14 protein-coding genes are annotated in these 14,153 nt (G+C 69.4%); 3 read left to right on the plus strand and 11 right to left on the minus strand.

The annotated features are described in order from the left end of the window. Nucleotides 1-8: 8 nt before the first annotated feature. From AC08OO_RS03100 to AC08OO_RS03110, 3 genes are all read right to left on the minus strand, one after another. Nucleotides 9-1,166 (minus strand): CE1 family esterase, encoded by a 1,158-nt coding sequence (locus AC08OO_RS03100; protein WP_476609039.1) that lies wholly within the window; start codon nt 1,164-1,166, stop codon nt 9-11. A gap of 27 nt (nt 1,167-1,193) precedes the next feature. After that, the gene (locus AC08OO_RS03105) at nt 1,194-1,592 is read right to left on the minus strand and encodes a hypothetical protein (RefSeq protein ID WP_476617098.1); all 399 of its coding nucleotides are present in this window, start codon (nt 1,590-1,592) and stop codon (nt 1,194-1,196) included. A gap of 196 nt (nt 1,593-1,788) precedes the next feature. Beyond that, nucleotides 1,789-2,832 carry a membrane protein gene (locus tag AC08OO_RS03110; RefSeq protein ID WP_476618218.1) on the minus strand — a complete coding sequence of 348 codons (1,044 nt, stop codon included), beginning with the start codon at nt 2,830-2,832 and terminating at the stop codon, nt 1,789-1,791. 213 nt (nt 2,833-3,045) lie between these two features. Between AC08OO_RS03110 and AC08OO_RS03115 the strand changes: the two genes are divergently transcribed. Continuing rightward, the gene (locus AC08OO_RS03115; RefSeq protein WP_476609042.1) at nt 3,046-3,702 is read left to right on the plus strand and encodes a UdgX family uracil-DNA binding protein; all 657 of its coding nucleotides are present in this window, start codon (nt 3,046-3,048) and stop codon (nt 3,700-3,702) included. A 55-nt stretch (nt 3,703-3,757) separates the two neighbouring features. Here AC08OO_RS03115 and AC08OO_RS03120 read toward each other — a convergent pair whose 3' ends face one another. The 5 genes from AC08OO_RS03120 to AC08OO_RS03140 all read right to left on the minus strand — a co-directional run bounded on the left by AC08OO_RS03120 (nt 3,758) and on the right by AC08OO_RS03140 (nt 7,530). Continuing rightward, complete coding sequence (locus AC08OO_RS03120) at nt 3,758-4,492, minus strand: L,D-transpeptidase (protein ID WP_476609043.1); 735 nt, start codon at nt 4,490-4,492, stop codon at nt 3,758-3,760. A gap of 20 nt (nt 4,493-4,512) precedes the next feature. Next, nucleotides 4,513-5,319: a hypothetical protein gene (locus AC08OO_RS03125; RefSeq protein WP_476609044.1), complete on the minus strand. Its 807-nt coding sequence runs from the start codon at nt 5,317-5,319 to the stop codon at nt 4,513-4,515. 264 nt (nt 5,320-5,583) lie between these two features. Then, nucleotides 5,584-5,724, minus strand: a complete 141-nt coding sequence (locus AC08OO_RS03130; protein WP_476618219.1) for a hypothetical protein — start codon at nt 5,722-5,724, stop codon at nt 5,584-5,586. A 520-nt stretch (nt 5,725-6,244) separates the two neighbouring features. Beyond that, nucleotides 6,245-7,051, minus strand: coding sequence for a pyridoxamine 5'-phosphate oxidase (gene pdxH / locus AC08OO_RS03135; protein WP_476609046.1), 807 nt, complete (start codon nt 7,049-7,051; stop codon nt 6,245-6,247). Nucleotides 7,052-7,134: 83 nt separating this feature from the next. Beyond that, nucleotides 7,135-7,530: a toll/interleukin-1 receptor domain-containing protein gene (locus tag AC08OO_RS03140; protein WP_476607503.1), complete on the minus strand. Its 396-nt coding sequence runs from the start codon at nt 7,528-7,530 to the stop codon at nt 7,135-7,137. 454 nt (nt 7,531-7,984) lie between these two features. Between AC08OO_RS03140 and AC08OO_RS03145 the strand changes: the two genes are divergently transcribed. Further along, complete coding sequence (locus tag AC08OO_RS03145; protein ID WP_476609047.1) at nt 7,985-9,094, plus strand: citrate synthase 2; 1,110 nt, start codon at nt 7,985-7,987, stop codon at nt 9,092-9,094. After that, on the plus strand, nt 9,087-10,211 hold the full coding sequence (serC, locus tag AC08OO_RS03150; protein ID WP_476609048.1) for a phosphoserine transaminase: 1,125 nt from the start codon (nt 9,087-9,089) through the stop codon (nt 10,209-10,211). The genes AC08OO_RS03145 and serC overlap by 8 nt, the downstream gene beginning before the upstream one ends. A gap of 102 nt (nt 10,212-10,313) precedes the next feature. Here the strand turns inward: serC and AC08OO_RS03155 are convergent, their stop codons facing one another. The 3 genes from AC08OO_RS03155 to AC08OO_RS03165 form a co-directional block, all read right to left on the minus strand. Beyond that, nucleotides 10,314-11,681, minus strand: coding sequence for a citrate synthase (locus AC08OO_RS03155; RefSeq protein WP_011434559.1), 1,368 nt, complete (start codon nt 11,679-11,681; stop codon nt 10,314-10,316). 237 nt (nt 11,682-11,918) lie between these two features. Then, the gene (locus AC08OO_RS03160) at nt 11,919-12,626 is read right to left on the minus strand and encodes a response regulator transcription factor (protein WP_476609049.1); all 708 of its coding nucleotides are present in this window, start codon (nt 12,624-12,626) and stop codon (nt 11,919-11,921) included. Further along, nucleotides 12,617-14,153, minus strand: a 1,537-nt coding sequence (locus AC08OO_RS03165; protein WP_476618220.1) for a sensor histidine kinase, incomplete at its 5' end; no start/stop codon positions are given. The genes AC08OO_RS03160 and AC08OO_RS03165, both read right to left, overlap by 10 nt.

The following is a 14,153-nucleotide window of genomic DNA, read 5'->3' on the forward strand; positions in this document are numbered from 1 at the left end:
GTCATGGGTCACATCCGTGGGCCGGGCCGCGCGGAACGGGCCGGAGCCAGCAGATTCCAGATCACCCTGCCCGTGGCGAAGGCGGCCGGTCCGGAGACGGCAGGCCAGCCGTGGGCCAAGGCGGGCAGCAGGAACTGCACGACCCGGGCCGAGGAGGCACAGGGGGTCTCCTTGCGCAGGGCGACGGCCGGTGACGTCACTGCGGTCGAATTCGCGGGCACACCCGGGACGGCGCTCGGCATCGGGACCCGCGGGGCGGCGTTCACCGGCGCGCTTGCCGGGTGCACCGGGGGCACGGCGACGGGCGCGGCCACGTCCGCATCCGTTCCAACGCTCAGCGCGGACGGTGATGCCACCGGAGCGTGCCATGGCACGCCGGTCGAATCCGTGAGGACAGTGTCCGTAGGCCGGCTCGGGACGGGGCAGCGATCCACCGACCGGAACGGGATCATGCTCTCCTCGACCGACGTGATCGCGGTCCGTAGCACCGGCGACCAGGGGGTCCCCTGGTAGGGTATATGGCCGTCCGCCCCGCCGTGGACGTCCACGACGGTCAGCGGGGCGCCCGGATGGCAGTCCGACACCTGACGGCTGGCCGCCACGACGGCGATGCCCGCGAGTTCGTCTCCGTGTTCGCAGGCGTACCGGTAGGCCAGCATGCCACCGTTGGACAGACCGATCAGGCTGACCCTGTTCCGGTCGATCGGGTAGTGCTCGCTGAGATGCGCGATCAACGCGCGTAGCCAGCCGACGTCATCGGTATGGTTGGCCACGGCGGGGTCGCAGCAGGTTCCAGCGTTCCATGCCCTGTTGAGGCCGTCCGGGTACACGACGGCGAGGCCGGCGGTACGGGCGAGGCCGTCCAGGTCCCAGTGCTGCTCGGGATCCGTGCCGTCGTAGTACAGGCTGTGCAGTGCCACGAGCAGGGGATAGGGCTTCGGGGCGTCGGACGGGGGCAGGGTCACCCGGATGGGGGCGCCCCGTCCGGAGCGTTCGAATGCATCGGGACCCGTGGTCGGCGCCGGGGTGGCGGCCAGGACCACATGACCACGTCGGGGACCCTCCAGCACGCCGCAGCCGGACGTCGTCAGCAGAAGGGAAACCAGGAGGGCGAGGAGCCAGGCCGCGGCGACGCGGCGGCGACGGACGGCTGGCACGAGGGCCATTCTGGCGCGCGTCCAGCGCCCCGGGCGTCACCGGTGTCGGTGATTGCTCTTCGTGTTCGATCTACTACGGGCGAGATCGCCTTCGGGGGCGCGGACCACATTGAGTCTGGGACGATCGGCGTCGGAAGGTACCCAGCGGCCCGATGACCGTGCCTCCGTGTTCTCCGCGGCCGTGCGGTAACGGTCGAACGCCTCCTGAGCACGGCTTTCCAGATCGTCCACGAGAGCGAGTGACTCGCGTACCCGCCGCTCCCCGGCGGGACCGGCTGCGAGCAGGTCCGACAGACAGTTGTCCACGGCACGCCGCGCCGCCAGCCAGCCGAGGAGCAGTCGGGAGCGCTCCATATCCGAGAGCTCGTCCACCGAGATGTCCCTCCGCTCGCCACTCGTGACGTTGATGAGGTGCCCGCCGTGAGGATCGGCCACATGCGGACCGATCCGGCGGGGTCCCCTGGCTGGGTCAGGTGTCCGGGTCAGGGCGATATGCGTGGTCGAGGTCAGTGACCGACTTTTACCGTCCGTCCTCTTCCAGAGTGCCCCACCTGGGGCCCGAACGCGCCGCAGTTCGCCGAACGCACACCCACCGGTCGACGCGACCGGGACGTGGGGGACGGACCACACGTTACGTGGGTCCCCCCGGAAGCGGTCGGCCGGCGGTCGGCGGGGGCTCGTCCACCGCGGACGGTGGAGGCCGTTCGGAGGAGCCGGTTTTGGACAGTGGTCCCTCACCCGGTGGCGGGATCGGGGGTCGGGGCGAGGCGACGGCCGGCGGGGGCAGCGGCCGTTTCGGCGCGTGTGCCGGGGAGTCTGTGTGTGCCCGGGGGTCTGTGTGTGCCCGGGGGTCTGTGTGTGCCCGGGGGTCTGTGTGTGCCCGGGAGTTGTGGGGACCGGTGGGACCGGCGGGACCCGGGAAGCCGTGGGGTGTGGACGAGCGGTGAGAGACCCACGATACCTGGGGCACCGTGGTGGGGCGGCGATCGTGCCACTTCGCTCGAGCCTCGGCGGCGGTGTCCTCGACATGATCGAGGATCTCCTCCCATCGGATCTGCATGGGTCGAATGAGGCCGCCTCCCACGCCGACGACGATCACACCGGTGAGGGAGGCCAGGATCGCCCAGAGGAGCGGTGTGGTGACCGACGTCGCGAGTCCCACCTCGTCCAACGCCGCCTTGCCGAAGGCGACCACGAGCACGGTGGCCACGATGTTGCCGGCCGCCCGTCCGTACGCGAGGTCGCGTAGTGCCTCCGTGACGAAGGTCCGGACGACCCGGGCGAGGCCGACCCCGATCATGATGACCAGCGTCGCGAGCAGGATATGGAGCAGCAGAGCGAGTAGATCGGTCACGGTGTCCTCGGCCGCGTTCGGTCCGAAGACCCCCAGCGCGATCCGCAGCACGCCGAGCAGGCCGATGCCCATGAGCACCCGCAGCCCGCCCGCCCGCACGCTCGGGGCTGGCTGGTGCAGTAGCCGCGGCAGGCCGGCGCGATCGATGATCCGATCCAGGCCGGCGCGTTCGGTCAACCGGGTGACGAGGCGCGTACCCGCCCGAACCAACAGCCAACCGAGCAGACAGATCGCGAGGAAGAGGCCAGTTTTCGGGGCTGTCGCGGCGATTTGCGACCAGGCGTCGGAGAAGCCCCGATCCCACTCCACGGCAAGCGTCACCCGTACAGCACAACAGCAAACACTGTGTAGTTGAATGATGACACGCCGCTATTTTGTGGGGGTGGTCCCGTGGTTTGCCCCGACCGCCGGGGGCCAGATATCCGGCCTCGGCACCCCCGGCGGTCGGGGCACCCCCGGCACCGGGTTCCCGGCACAACCGGGTCTCCCAGGGCTCGTGCGGACGGGCGAGGGCCCGTCCGGTTGAATCGGTGGATGAGCATGCAGCCCGTACACATACCACCACGGGCGGATCTGCCGACCCTGGCGGCGGCGGCTGCCGAGTGCCAGGGATGCGACCTCGCACAACTGCCCGGCACCCGCACGGTCTTCGGGGTCGGCCCCGCGCATAGCTGGCTCGCCCTCGTCGGCGAGCAGCCGGGCGACATCGAGGACCGGCGGGGTGTGCCGTTCGTGGGCCCCGCCGGCAAGCTGCTCGACCGGGCCCTCGGCGAGGTGGGACTCGACCGTGCCGAGGTGTACACGACAAACGCCGTCAAGCACTTCCGGTATCGCACCGGCAACGGTCCGCGGCGGATTCATCAGACCCCGGACCTGCGGCATGTCACCGCGTGTCGTCCCTGGCTATCCGCGGAGCTCAACCTCGTTCGGCCGGCGATCGTCGTGATCCTGGGGGCTACGGCAGGCATGTCGCTGCTCGGACCGTCGTTCCGGGTGACGAAGATGCGTGGCCGGCTGCTCCCCGGGCCGGCAGGCTCCGGGGCTCAGCTGCTCGCCACGCTGCATCCCAGTGCGGTGCTACGGGCGGATCCCGCCCGCCGTGACGAGGTCTACGCCGGATTCGTCGACGATCTGCGGATCGCCGTGGCGGCCCGTCCCACCATGGACCCGTCCGCCTCGGTGGACGCATAGTCCGTCCGGGCCCCGGCGATCCTCCACCGGGAAGGGCCTCGTTACCGATCTTCGTCTAGGCGACGATGTCGATCGGCGTGCCGAGGGGAACGGTCTGGGCGAGTCTGGTGATCGCGTCGTTGCTCAGGCGGATGCATCCGTGGCTGACGTCCTTGCCGATGAGCTTTGGTTCGTTCGTCCCGTGCACGCCGATGACCGGCTTGTGGCCGCCGAACGAGCTGAGTGATGTCGAGAAGCCGTTGAGCCCGAAGGCATACGGCCCGTACGGGCCGTTCGGATCACGCGGCTTGAGCAGCTCCATGAGATAGAAACGCCCGCCCGGCGTCGGGGTGTCGGCGGTGCCGATCCCCACCGGCTCCTCGGCGATCTGCGTCCCGTTGCTGAACACCTGGAGTCGGTGCCTGCTGCGGGAGACAACCAGCCGGTACGGCGTCTCGGACGCGGTGACCTGGTCCGCCTTCAACCATCCGGTGCTGCCGTTCGGCTGCACCGGCAGCAGTACCTGCCACCATCCCGACAGCTTGGCCTGGACGAGGAAGACCCGCCTGACGCCGTTCTCATTCGGACTGGCCAGAGTGGAGGAGGGTTGGGTGTCGGTCGGGGCGCTGTAAACGTCGACGCTGGCACCCACGGCCGTGACCACGGTGCTCTTTCCCTGGCCGAGTCCGGCGGCGGCGGCGAGCTGGTTGCGCACCTGCGGGGAGAGATCGGTGGATGCGTTCCTGGCGCCGTCGCCGCAGCCGGTCAGCACGACGCCACCCAGGATGGCCGCGAGGGCGCCCGCAGCCATCCTGGGACCAGGTCCGGAGCTCATCGCGTGTAGTGCGGATCGGCCGGGACGGCGCTCGTGGCGGCGGGCACCGCGACGGGTAGCGGAGCGGGCGGTGCGAGCGGCGGCGGGGCCGATCCGCCCGTGCAGTTGGAGACACCGACCGTCGGCACGGTCACGAGCAGAACCTTGGTCCTGGCGTCCCAGGGGGAGCCGATTACCGCGAGTGCCTTCGAGGGGAGGTCAACGGTCTGCTTCGGCCCGATGTCCAGAATCCCGCCGTGCAGGCTGGTGTCGAACCAGCCGAATCCAAAGGCCTTGTCCGCGGTGTTCTTTAGTTTCCAGGAGGGGACGGAGCCGTCGCAGGTGAAGGTGAGGAACAACGGGTTGACGTCCATGTCGTCGATGCTGTTGATCTGCTTGTCCAGCGGGACCTTGAAGGGCAGCAGGTCGAGGAAACCATCGAGTGTCGGCTTGCCGGTGCCGGTGCCGGTGGTCGGGGTCGCGGAGGACGTCGCGCTCGCCGTCGCGCCCAGAATCAGAGCCGCGGCGTCGGTGGGCGTGGCGCTCGGCGTGGCGCTCGGATCGAGGCTCGCAGTGGCGGTCGGGCCGGCCGACCCGGTCGGCTTGCCCGCCGAGTCCAGGCCGGCCAACGGCCCTGTCTTCGGGGTCGCCGTCGTGGTGTCGGAGACGAGGGGGGACGGACTCGACTGGGTGACGGCGGCCGTGGCCGTCGCGATGGCGGTGGGCGACGGTTCCGGAGTTTCGGCGAGCGCCGGGGAGGCCAGTGCGATGGTCGCCATGCCGAGAACGCCGGCCACCGCGGCACGCATTCTGGTGATATGCATAAATCCGTCTCCTCGACGTGTGCCGAGCACGTTGATTGCGGGTAGGAGCGATTGCAGCCAAGAAGGTAGCAACGCGCCGTTCGTCCCCGGCGGGCCGGGTCCGGCGTAGCGGAACTGTTGGGTCGAAGAGGGACGGAGGACGGGCGCGACCCCTTTGTCGATCATGGAGTTCTCGACACTTCATGTTCGCCAGGGAAGGGGAATGGGCCCGGGACGCCCGCACCGGGCGGCGTTGGAAAGAGCTGCCGAAGCCTGGATCCAGGCTCACTGGCGGCCCTCGACGCCGCCCCGCACCGCCCGGCATGGCGGGCGGGCCGGGTACAGCGCGTGCTCACGGTAGATGGAACGACGATGCGCCCCCAGCACGGCAGCCGCCACGTGCACCTGCCCGAAGTCCTCGCCCACGCCCGCGGCGTGCTCCTGACACAGGTCGACGTCGACGAGAAGACCAACGAAATCCCTTTGTTCTCCGCGGTTTAGACCAGATTCCTGACCTGACCGGCGTCCTGATCACTGCTTTCCCGGCCCCGCCCTCACACGCCCAGGCGGCAGGATCAAACGGCCATAAGCTCAACACACTGGAGCCCGGGGGAACCGTGCCCGCAGAGCCTGGCAGATCCGCTCCGGCCTCCACCGTATGGCGAGGTGGTCCTGGATGAGGTCCCGCAGCTACGAGTCGCGGATGATCTTTCTGGTGTCCGAGGAACGGGCCGCATCTCAGTTCACTCGCGTCAGCATTTCGTTGTCCGGTGCCGTGGACCAGTAGCACGGGAACGAGAACAGTAGTCACAGCTACAACGGAGAGTGCCCAGAAGGCAGGGTCTTCTCGATGCGAGGACGGGGGCCCAGCCAGAGCCACCGGGGCCGGCACCTGTGGATTTGTGTACGCGCCCTCAGCCAAAGTTCTCCCAAGATCGGCGAGACTTCAAGGGGCGAGGCGTTCGACGACCCAGAGATCTCCGGCCGCGGTCGGGACGCCGCCGCCCGCATCGCAGCCCCGGACACCGGTGGCGTCCGGGTCGGCGACGGCGAGGGAGTCCGTGCCGCCGCCGTCGGCCGGTACCGACACCCGCCGGTACCGCAGCCGGTCGTGCAGCCGGTCCGCGCGGCCCTGCCAGAACTCCACGGTGTCCGGCACGATGCGTAGCCCACCCCAGAACTCCGGTGTCGGCACCCGGGTGCCCTCGGGCCAACGGGCCGCGAGCTCGGCGGCGCGGTCGTCGAGCACCGTACGGGACTCGATGACCGTCGACTGGTGGCTGGCCCAGGCGCCGAGCTGCGAACCATGCGGACGCGACTGGAAGTAGCGTTCCGTCTCGGCCCGGCTCACGCGCTCGATCGATCCGATGACGACGACTTGGCGCTCGAGGGCGTACCAGGGGAAGACCAGCGAGCCGAAGGGGTTCTCGGTGGCCTCACGGCCCTTGCGCGAGGTGTAGTTCGTGTAGATCACGAAGCCCCGCTGGTCGAACCCCTTGAGCAGCACGGTCCTGGCACTGGGCCGCCCGGCGGCGGATGCCGTCGCGAACACGGCGGCGTTGGCCTCCGGAACGCCTACCCCGGGGGTGGCCGCGTCGATGAACCAGGCGGCGAACTGTTCGACCCAGGTCGGCGCGAGATGCTCCGGCTCCAGACGACCGGCGCGGTAGCCCTGGCGGAGCAGGGCGGGATCGGGGACGTCCGGGTCCGGACCGCCCACCGGCGGCTCGTCGGCAGCGGAGGCTGGGGCCACGCCCCAATCCTGCCAGGCAGGCCGCGCACCCCAGTGGGACGGCCCCGAGAGTGATCCCGCCGGGCCAGGGTCCGTCGTCCCGGTCAGGAGAGCTCAGCCAGGATCTCGCGGACGCCGAGGTCCCAGCGAACCGTGAGGTCGGTGCACCGTCGGCCGGCCAGCCGATATGGCGCGTCGCCGCCCGACGACCCCGACAACAATGCTGGTACCAGGGTGATACCGCGAGCGGCGAGATCATCGGCCAGCGCGGGCAGCCATTCCTGGACGATCCACGGCGCGTGGATTCCCAACGTTGAGTATCCGAGCACGAGAAAGTCGGCGACGGCGAGCGTCTCATTCATGAACATGGACACGGTGTCGCCGATGCGTATCTCCCAACGGTCCAGGTGCACCGCGTGCCCCGCCGCGCTGATCGCCCGGCCCAACCGTTCGGCGGGTGCGATGTCCGCCGCGCGATGACTGATGAAGACGAACGCCATGATCCTCCCGCCGTGTTCGCGCTGCGTGACTGCCGCCGGTCAGGCGTTCCAGGCACGAGGCCCGACCGTAGCGCGGAATGATCTCAGTTGACCAAACTTTCCGTTCACGGCTTTCGGCATATTCGTATAAATAGTAATATAATAGATAAAGATGCTGTGACTTACGTCATATTTTATGGGTTTCGCGTTGCCCGGTGCGTCGGTCTGTGCGCTGTCGGCCCCAGATAAGGGTTGGATGGAGCATCGCGGGGCACCTGCGCCCTGGCGCGCTGGGAGGCCTCACGGCAGGATCGGACGGAGCAGCATCGACGAAGCAGGCAGCATCGACGAAGCAGCATCGACGAAGCAGCACCGACGAAGCAGCACCGACGAAGCAGGACGCGGACGGGCCGCCGGCGGGACCATAGAGACAGAACCGGTGGGACCAAGAGACAGAAGCGGAGATCCGGACTCGATGGCCGAGAAAACAAGCGATTTCAAGCCCGGTCTGGAAGGTGTGATCGCCTTCGAGACGGAGATCGCCGAGCCGGACCGGGAAGGTAGCGCGCTGCGTTACCGCGGCGTCGACATCGAAGACCTTGTTGGCAAGGTCGACTACGGCCACGTCTGGGGGCTGCTGGTCGACGGGGCGTTCGAGCCCGGACTGCCGCCGGCCGAGCCCTTTCCGGTCCCGGTGCACTCCGGTGACATCCGGGTGGACGTGCAGAGCGCGCTCGCGATGCTCGCGCCCTACTGGGGCCTGGGCCAGCTGATCGACATCACCCCGGGGCAGGCGCGGGACGATCTTGCCCGGGCATCGGTCGTGGCGTTGTCGTTCGTCGCCCAGTCCGCGCGGGGCCTTGGTCAGCCGGCGGTGCCGCAGAAGGAGGTTGACCGGGCCCGGACGATAACCGAGCGGTTCATGATCCGTTGGCGTGGTGAGCCGGATCCCAGGCACGTCCAGGCCGTGGACGCCTACTGGGTCTCGGCCGCCGAGCACGGCATGAACGCCTCGACGTTCACCGCCCGGGTGGTCGCCTCGACCGGCGCGGACGCCTCGGCGGCGCTGTCGGCCGCCGTCGGTGCGCTGTCCGGTCCGCTGCACGGCGGTGCTCCGTCCCGGGTGCTCGCGATGCTCGACGAGGTCGAGCGCACCGGCGACCCCCTCGGCTACGTCCGCCGCGCCCTGGACCGCAAGGAGCGCCTGATGGGCTTCGGGCACCGGGTGTACCGCGCCGAGGACCCGCGGGCCCGGGTGCTGCGCCGGACCGCTCGTGACCTGGGCTCGACCCGCTACGAGGTGGCGGAGGCGCTGGAGGCCGCCGCGATCGAGGAGCTGACCAATCGGTTCCCGGATCGCCCGCTGCGGACCAACGTCGAGTTCTGGTCGGCGGTGGTGCTGGACTTCGCCGAGGTGCCGGCCCATATGTTCACGTCCATGTTCACCTGTGCCCGCACCGCCGGCTGGAGTGCCCACATCCTGGAACAACAACGCACCGGGCGGCTGATCCGCCCGTCCGCGCGGTACGTGGGCCCCACTCCGCGCCCGCTCGGTGACGTTCTGCCGGGGGTCAGCCGTGGCTGACGCTCCCGCGATCGTGCTGCCCGACCGGCTGCGTCCCCGGGACGGCCGGTTCGGCTGTGGCCCGTCGAAGATCCGTCCCGAGGTGGTCGAGGCCCTCGCCGCGAGCGGGGCGACCTACCTCGGCACCTCGCACCGGCAGAAGCCGGTCAAGAGCCTGGTCGGCCGGGTGCGGGCAGGCCTGTCCGAGCTGTTCTCCCTGCCCGAGGGCTACGAGGTCGTGCTCGGGATCGGCGGCGCCACCGCCTTCTGGGACGCGGCAGCCTTCAACCTCGTCCGGACCCGCTCCCAGCACCTCGTCTTCGGCGAGTTCGGGGGCAAGTTCGCCGACACGACGAAGGGCGCGCCGTTCCTGGCCGCGCCGTCGGTGATCTCCTCGCCGCCCGGTACGCATCCGGACTGGGCGCCGGAGGCGGGCATCGACGTCTACGCCACTCCGCACAACGAGACCTCGACCGGTGTCGCCCGTCCGGTCCGCCGGCCGGTGGGTGCGGACGACGGCGCTCTGCACCTGGTCGACGCCACCTCGGGGGCCGGCGGGCTGCCGGTCGACGTGCGCGAGGTGGACGTCTACTACTTCGCGCCGCAGAAGAGCTTTGCCTCCGACGGCGGCCTGTGGACGGCGCTCGTGTCCCCGGTGGCGATCGACCGGCTCGCCGAGATCGCCGCGACGGACCGGTGGATCCCGCCGTTCCTCGATCTCACCACAGCCCGGGACAACAGCTCCAAGGACCAGACCTACAACACCCCGGCGGTCGCGACTCTGTTCCTGTTCGCCGACCAGATCGAGTGGATGCTCGCCCAGGGCGGGCTGGACTGGTGCGTGCGGAGGACCGCGGAATCGTCGTCCATCCTCTACACCTGGGCCGAGAAGACCTCCTACGCGACACCGTTCGTCGCCGACCCGGCCGCGCGTTCGCAGGTCGTCGTGACGGTCGACTTCGAGGGGGTGGACGCCGCCGCCGTGGCCAAGGTGCTGCGCGCGAACGGTGTCGTCGACGTCGAGCCCTACCGCAAGCTCGGCCGCAACCAGCTGCGGGTGGCCTGCTTCCCGGCGGTCGAGCCGGCCGACGTCGAGGCGCTCACCACGAGCATCGACTACGTGGTCGAGCACCTGTAGGCGGTTGAGCACCTGTAGGCGCCGGGAACCGGCGGGAGCCGCCAGCCAACCACAAGGGCCGGGGCCGCGGGAGGCGCCGCGGCCCCGGTGGGGCGCATCCGGTCAGCGCAGCGGGCGCTCCGGTGCCGCCTGGGCCGCCTGGGCCGCGATCGGGTCGATCCCGCTGTCCCCGACCCCGCTACGGTCGTCGATCGGGACATACGACCGCTGATCGTAGCCGATGTACAGCTGGCGCGGTCGGGCGATCTTCTGCTCGGGGTCGAGTAGACCCTCCTCCCACTGCGCCAGCCATCCCGGCATCCGGCCGATGGCGAACAGCACCGGGAACATCTCTACCGGGAAGCCCATCGCCTGGTAGATGATGCCGGTGTAGAAGTCGACGTTTGGGTAGAGCTTGCGCGCGACGAAGTACTCGTCCTCCAGCGCGATCCGCTCCAGCTCCATGGCCAGGTCGAGGAACGGGTTCGTGCCGGTGACCTTGAAGACCTCGTCGGCGACCTGCCGGATCACCCGGGCCCGCGGGTCGTAGTTCTTGTAGACCCGGTGGCCGAAGCCCATCAGCTTCTTCTTGCCGTCCTTCACCTGGGCGATGAAGGCGGGGATGTTCTCGACCGACCCGATCTCCGAGAGCATCCGCAGCACCTGCTCGTTGGCGCCACCGTGCAGCGGACCGTAGAGCGCGGAGATCGCGGCGGCGGCCGCCGAGAACGGGTCCGCCTGCGAGCTGCCGACCGCGCGCATCGCGTTGGCCGAGCAGTTCTGCTCGTGGTCGGCGTGCAGGATGAACAGCACGTCGAGGGCGTGCTCCAGGTTGGGGTCCGGCTCGTACTTGAGCTCGGTGGCCTTCCACATCATGTTGAGGAAGTTGCCGGCGTAGGACAGGTCGTTGTCCGGGTAGACGTACGGGAAACCGACCGAGTGTCGGTAGGAGAACGCCGCCAATGTCGTGATCTTGGCGATCAGGCGGACGATCTGCAGCCGGCGCAGCCCCGGGTCGTCGATCGTCTTGGCGTCCGGGTAGAAGGTCGACAGCGCACCCACCGTGGAGACCAGCATGCCCATCGGGTGCGCGTCGTGGTGGAAGCCGTCGATGAACTTCTTGATTGATTCATGGACCAGGGTGTGATGGGTGATCTCGTCTTCCCAGGTCGACAGCTCCTCGGCGGAGGGAAGCTCGCCGGCGAGGAGCAGGTAGGCGACCTCGAGGAAGCTGCTCTTCTCCGCCAGCTCCTGGATCGGATAACCGCGGTAGCGCAGGATGCCGGCGTCACCGTCGATGTAGGTGATCGCACTCCTACAGCTCGCCGTGTTCGTGAAGGCGGGGTCGTACGTCATCAGCCCGAAGTCGTCGTCGCTCGTTTTGATCGAGCGAAACGCACTCGCACGTACCGCGCCGTCCGTAACCGGTATCTCATACGTTTTTCCGGTGCGGTTGTCGGTGACGGTCAGTGTGCTGACCTGCTCGGACACGCCGGGCTCCTCTCGCTGTGGCGGTGCCGCAATGACGGCACTAGCCCAAGTCGGGGCGCGCGTCCGGGTACGGAGCGCTCACGCCGGTTCGCTGGCTCACATGGTTGTTCCCAAGTTTGGCCGTTCGTGCCTGCACATGCCCGTGATCGGTGAGCTCCGTCCCACGTGTGCTACACCACCCCCGGTGGGACAGAGTCTCCCGTGGCTGCGCTCGGGGTTGGAATCACGCTTCGATGGTCACCGCGGCTCGCCCAACCGGGTGGACCGCTCCTCGCAGAGCGAGGAGCGGTCCTCGCCGCCGGTGGCTCGGAGCCAGGCGAGCACGGCCAGCACCCGACGGTTGTCGTCCGCGGAGGCCGGCATCCGCAGCTTTGTGAAGACGTTGGCTACGTGGTTCTCGACGGTCTTCGGCGCCAGATGGAGTTTGGCGCCGATGCCCTGGTTCGATCGTCCCTCGGCCATGTGCCGGAGCACGGCCCGCTCCCTGGCGGTGAGGAGTTCCAGTTCGTCGGCCCGTCGGCGATGGGCCAACAGGCCGGCGATGACCTCCTCGTCGACGACGAGCCGGCCGCTGACCACCCTGCGTAACGCGTCGTGCAGCGCGGTGATGTCGTCCACCCGGTCCTTGAGTAGATATCCGATGCCGCCGCCCCCGTCGCCCAGCAGCCGCAGCGCGTACGGCGTCTCGGCGTACGTGGACAGCACCAGGACGCCCATCGCGGGATGAGCCGCACGTATCGTCTCGGCCGCTATCAGCCCCTCGTCGGTGAACGTCGGAGGCATCCGGATGTCCAGGATGACGGCGTCGGGCCGGCTGCCGGCGAGCTGGTCGATGATCTCGTCCGCAGTCCCGGCCTGCGCGACGACCTCGACTCCCGCGGCGGCCAGCAGCATGGCCAGCCCCTCGCGGAACAGGGCCGAGTCGTCCGCGACGGCTACCCGCACGGGATGCTCGCAGTCAGCCGGGTGCCGCCGCCGGACGGGCTGACGATGCTCAGGTCGCCGCCGAGCGCACGTACCCGGTCCGCGAGACCCGCGAGCCCGCCACCCTCGACCACGACGGCACCGCCCTTACCGTCATCGGTGACTTCGATCAGGATGCCGCCGTCCACACACCGGACCGTCACCCGGACCTGGGCCGCCCCGGCGTGTTTGACCGTGTTCGTCAGCGCCTCGCAGATCGTGTAGTAGGCGCAGGCCTCCAGGATCGGCTCGAACCGGACGGTCGGGATGTCGAACTCGACCTTGACGGGGAGGGGCTCGATCACCACCTCCAGGGCTGGGCGCAGCCCACCCTGACTCAGCATGGCCGGGTGGATTCCCCGGGCCAGACTGCGCAGGTCCTGGAGAGCATGATGCAGATCCTCGCGAGCGGCTTCGATGGCAGAGATCGTATCGGGGTCGGAGGTCTTTGTCCGGGCGAGTCCCAGTCTGGTGGCGAGGGCCAGCAGCCGTTGCTGGACGCCGTCGTGCAGATCGCGCTCGAGGCGGCGCCGTTCGATCAGGCCGGCCTCCACGATGCGGGCCCGGGAGGCGCGTACGGCGTCCAGCTGCGCGGCCACGGCGGCGTGCAGCCGGGCGTTCTCCAGCGCCATGGCGCTGGCCTGCAGGGCGACCGTGACCAGGTCGCGGTTGCGCTCCTGGGCGGCGGTGGCGGAGATCAGCGCCAGTGGCGCGCCCGACGAGGTCGTCACCGGCACGAGCAGCCGGCCGGCTCCGGGGCGGGGCGGGGTGGCCGTGGCGCCGTCGGCGTCGACGTGCCGCCGCTCCTGCGGCATCCATAGGAAGAGCTCGGCGGAGTCGTCGTGCAGAGCCGTACGCAGGATGTCCCGTACGGCCGGGACCGTCGGCGGCATCGGCAGCGTCGCCAGGATCTGTGCGATGCGGGCGCGGGCGAGCTGGCGGCGTACGCCCGCTGCGGCGAAGGCCAAGGGGATGGTCAGCAGCGCGAGCGCGATGAGGATGAAGGCCGGCGGGACGTAGGCTCCGCTGGGCTTGCAGACGAAGATGTTGACCGTGGCGGCGAGGGTGAACGCGATCAGCAGCGCGATGGCGACCGGTCCGAAGATCCGGCGGTCGAGCGCGGAGTAGCGGCGCAGCCGCACGCGGACGACCCAAAAAAAGGCCGCGGCCAGCACGAGGGTCAGGCTGTCGAGGACCCAGATGATCTCCTCGAAGGCATCCCGGTCGATCGGCGAGCCATACCACCAGACATTTCGGGAATATCCGAACCAGGTCGGGTCGGAAATGCCGACCAGTCCCAGGTTCGCCACCGGGATGAGGAGGACGGCGCCCGCCAGCAGGGCGCGCTCGCGGTTGCTCTGCAGTCGCCCGACCGGATATCGCAGCGCGCCCCAGCCGAGACAGACCCAGAAATGCGTGTAGGCGAACGTGGAGATGAAAGCCGACGGACCCTCGTCCCACGCCACGGTCCAGGTCAGTGCCCACAGCAGACCACTGAAGATCATGGCT

This window comes from Frankia sp. CeCAU1 (assembly GCF_977971845.1).

Coding starts and splice junctions, on each gene's coding strand:
- AC08OO_RS03140 (WP_476607503.1), bottom strand. CDS start 7,530: ATGGCGTTCGTCTTCATCAGTCATCGCGCGGCGGACATCGCACCCGCC.
- AC08OO_RS03115 (WP_476609042.1), top strand. CDS start 3,046: ATGAGCATGCAGCCCGTACACATACCACCACGGGCGGATCTGCCGACC.
- AC08OO_RS03120 (WP_476609043.1), bottom strand. CDS start 4,492: ATGGCTGCGGGCGCCCTCGCGGCCATCCTGGGTGGCGTCGTGCTGACC.
- AC08OO_RS03125 (WP_476609044.1), bottom strand. CDS start 5,319: ATGCATATCACCAGAATGCGTGCCGCGGTGGCCGGCGTTCTCGGCATG.
- AC08OO_RS03100 (WP_476609039.1), bottom strand. CDS start 1,166: ATGGCCCTCGTGCCAGCCGTCCGTCGCCGCCGCGTCGCCGCGGCCTGG.
- AC08OO_RS03145 (WP_476609047.1), top strand. CDS start 7,985: ATGGCCGAGAAAACAAGCGATTTCAAGCCCGGTCTGGAAGGTGTGATC.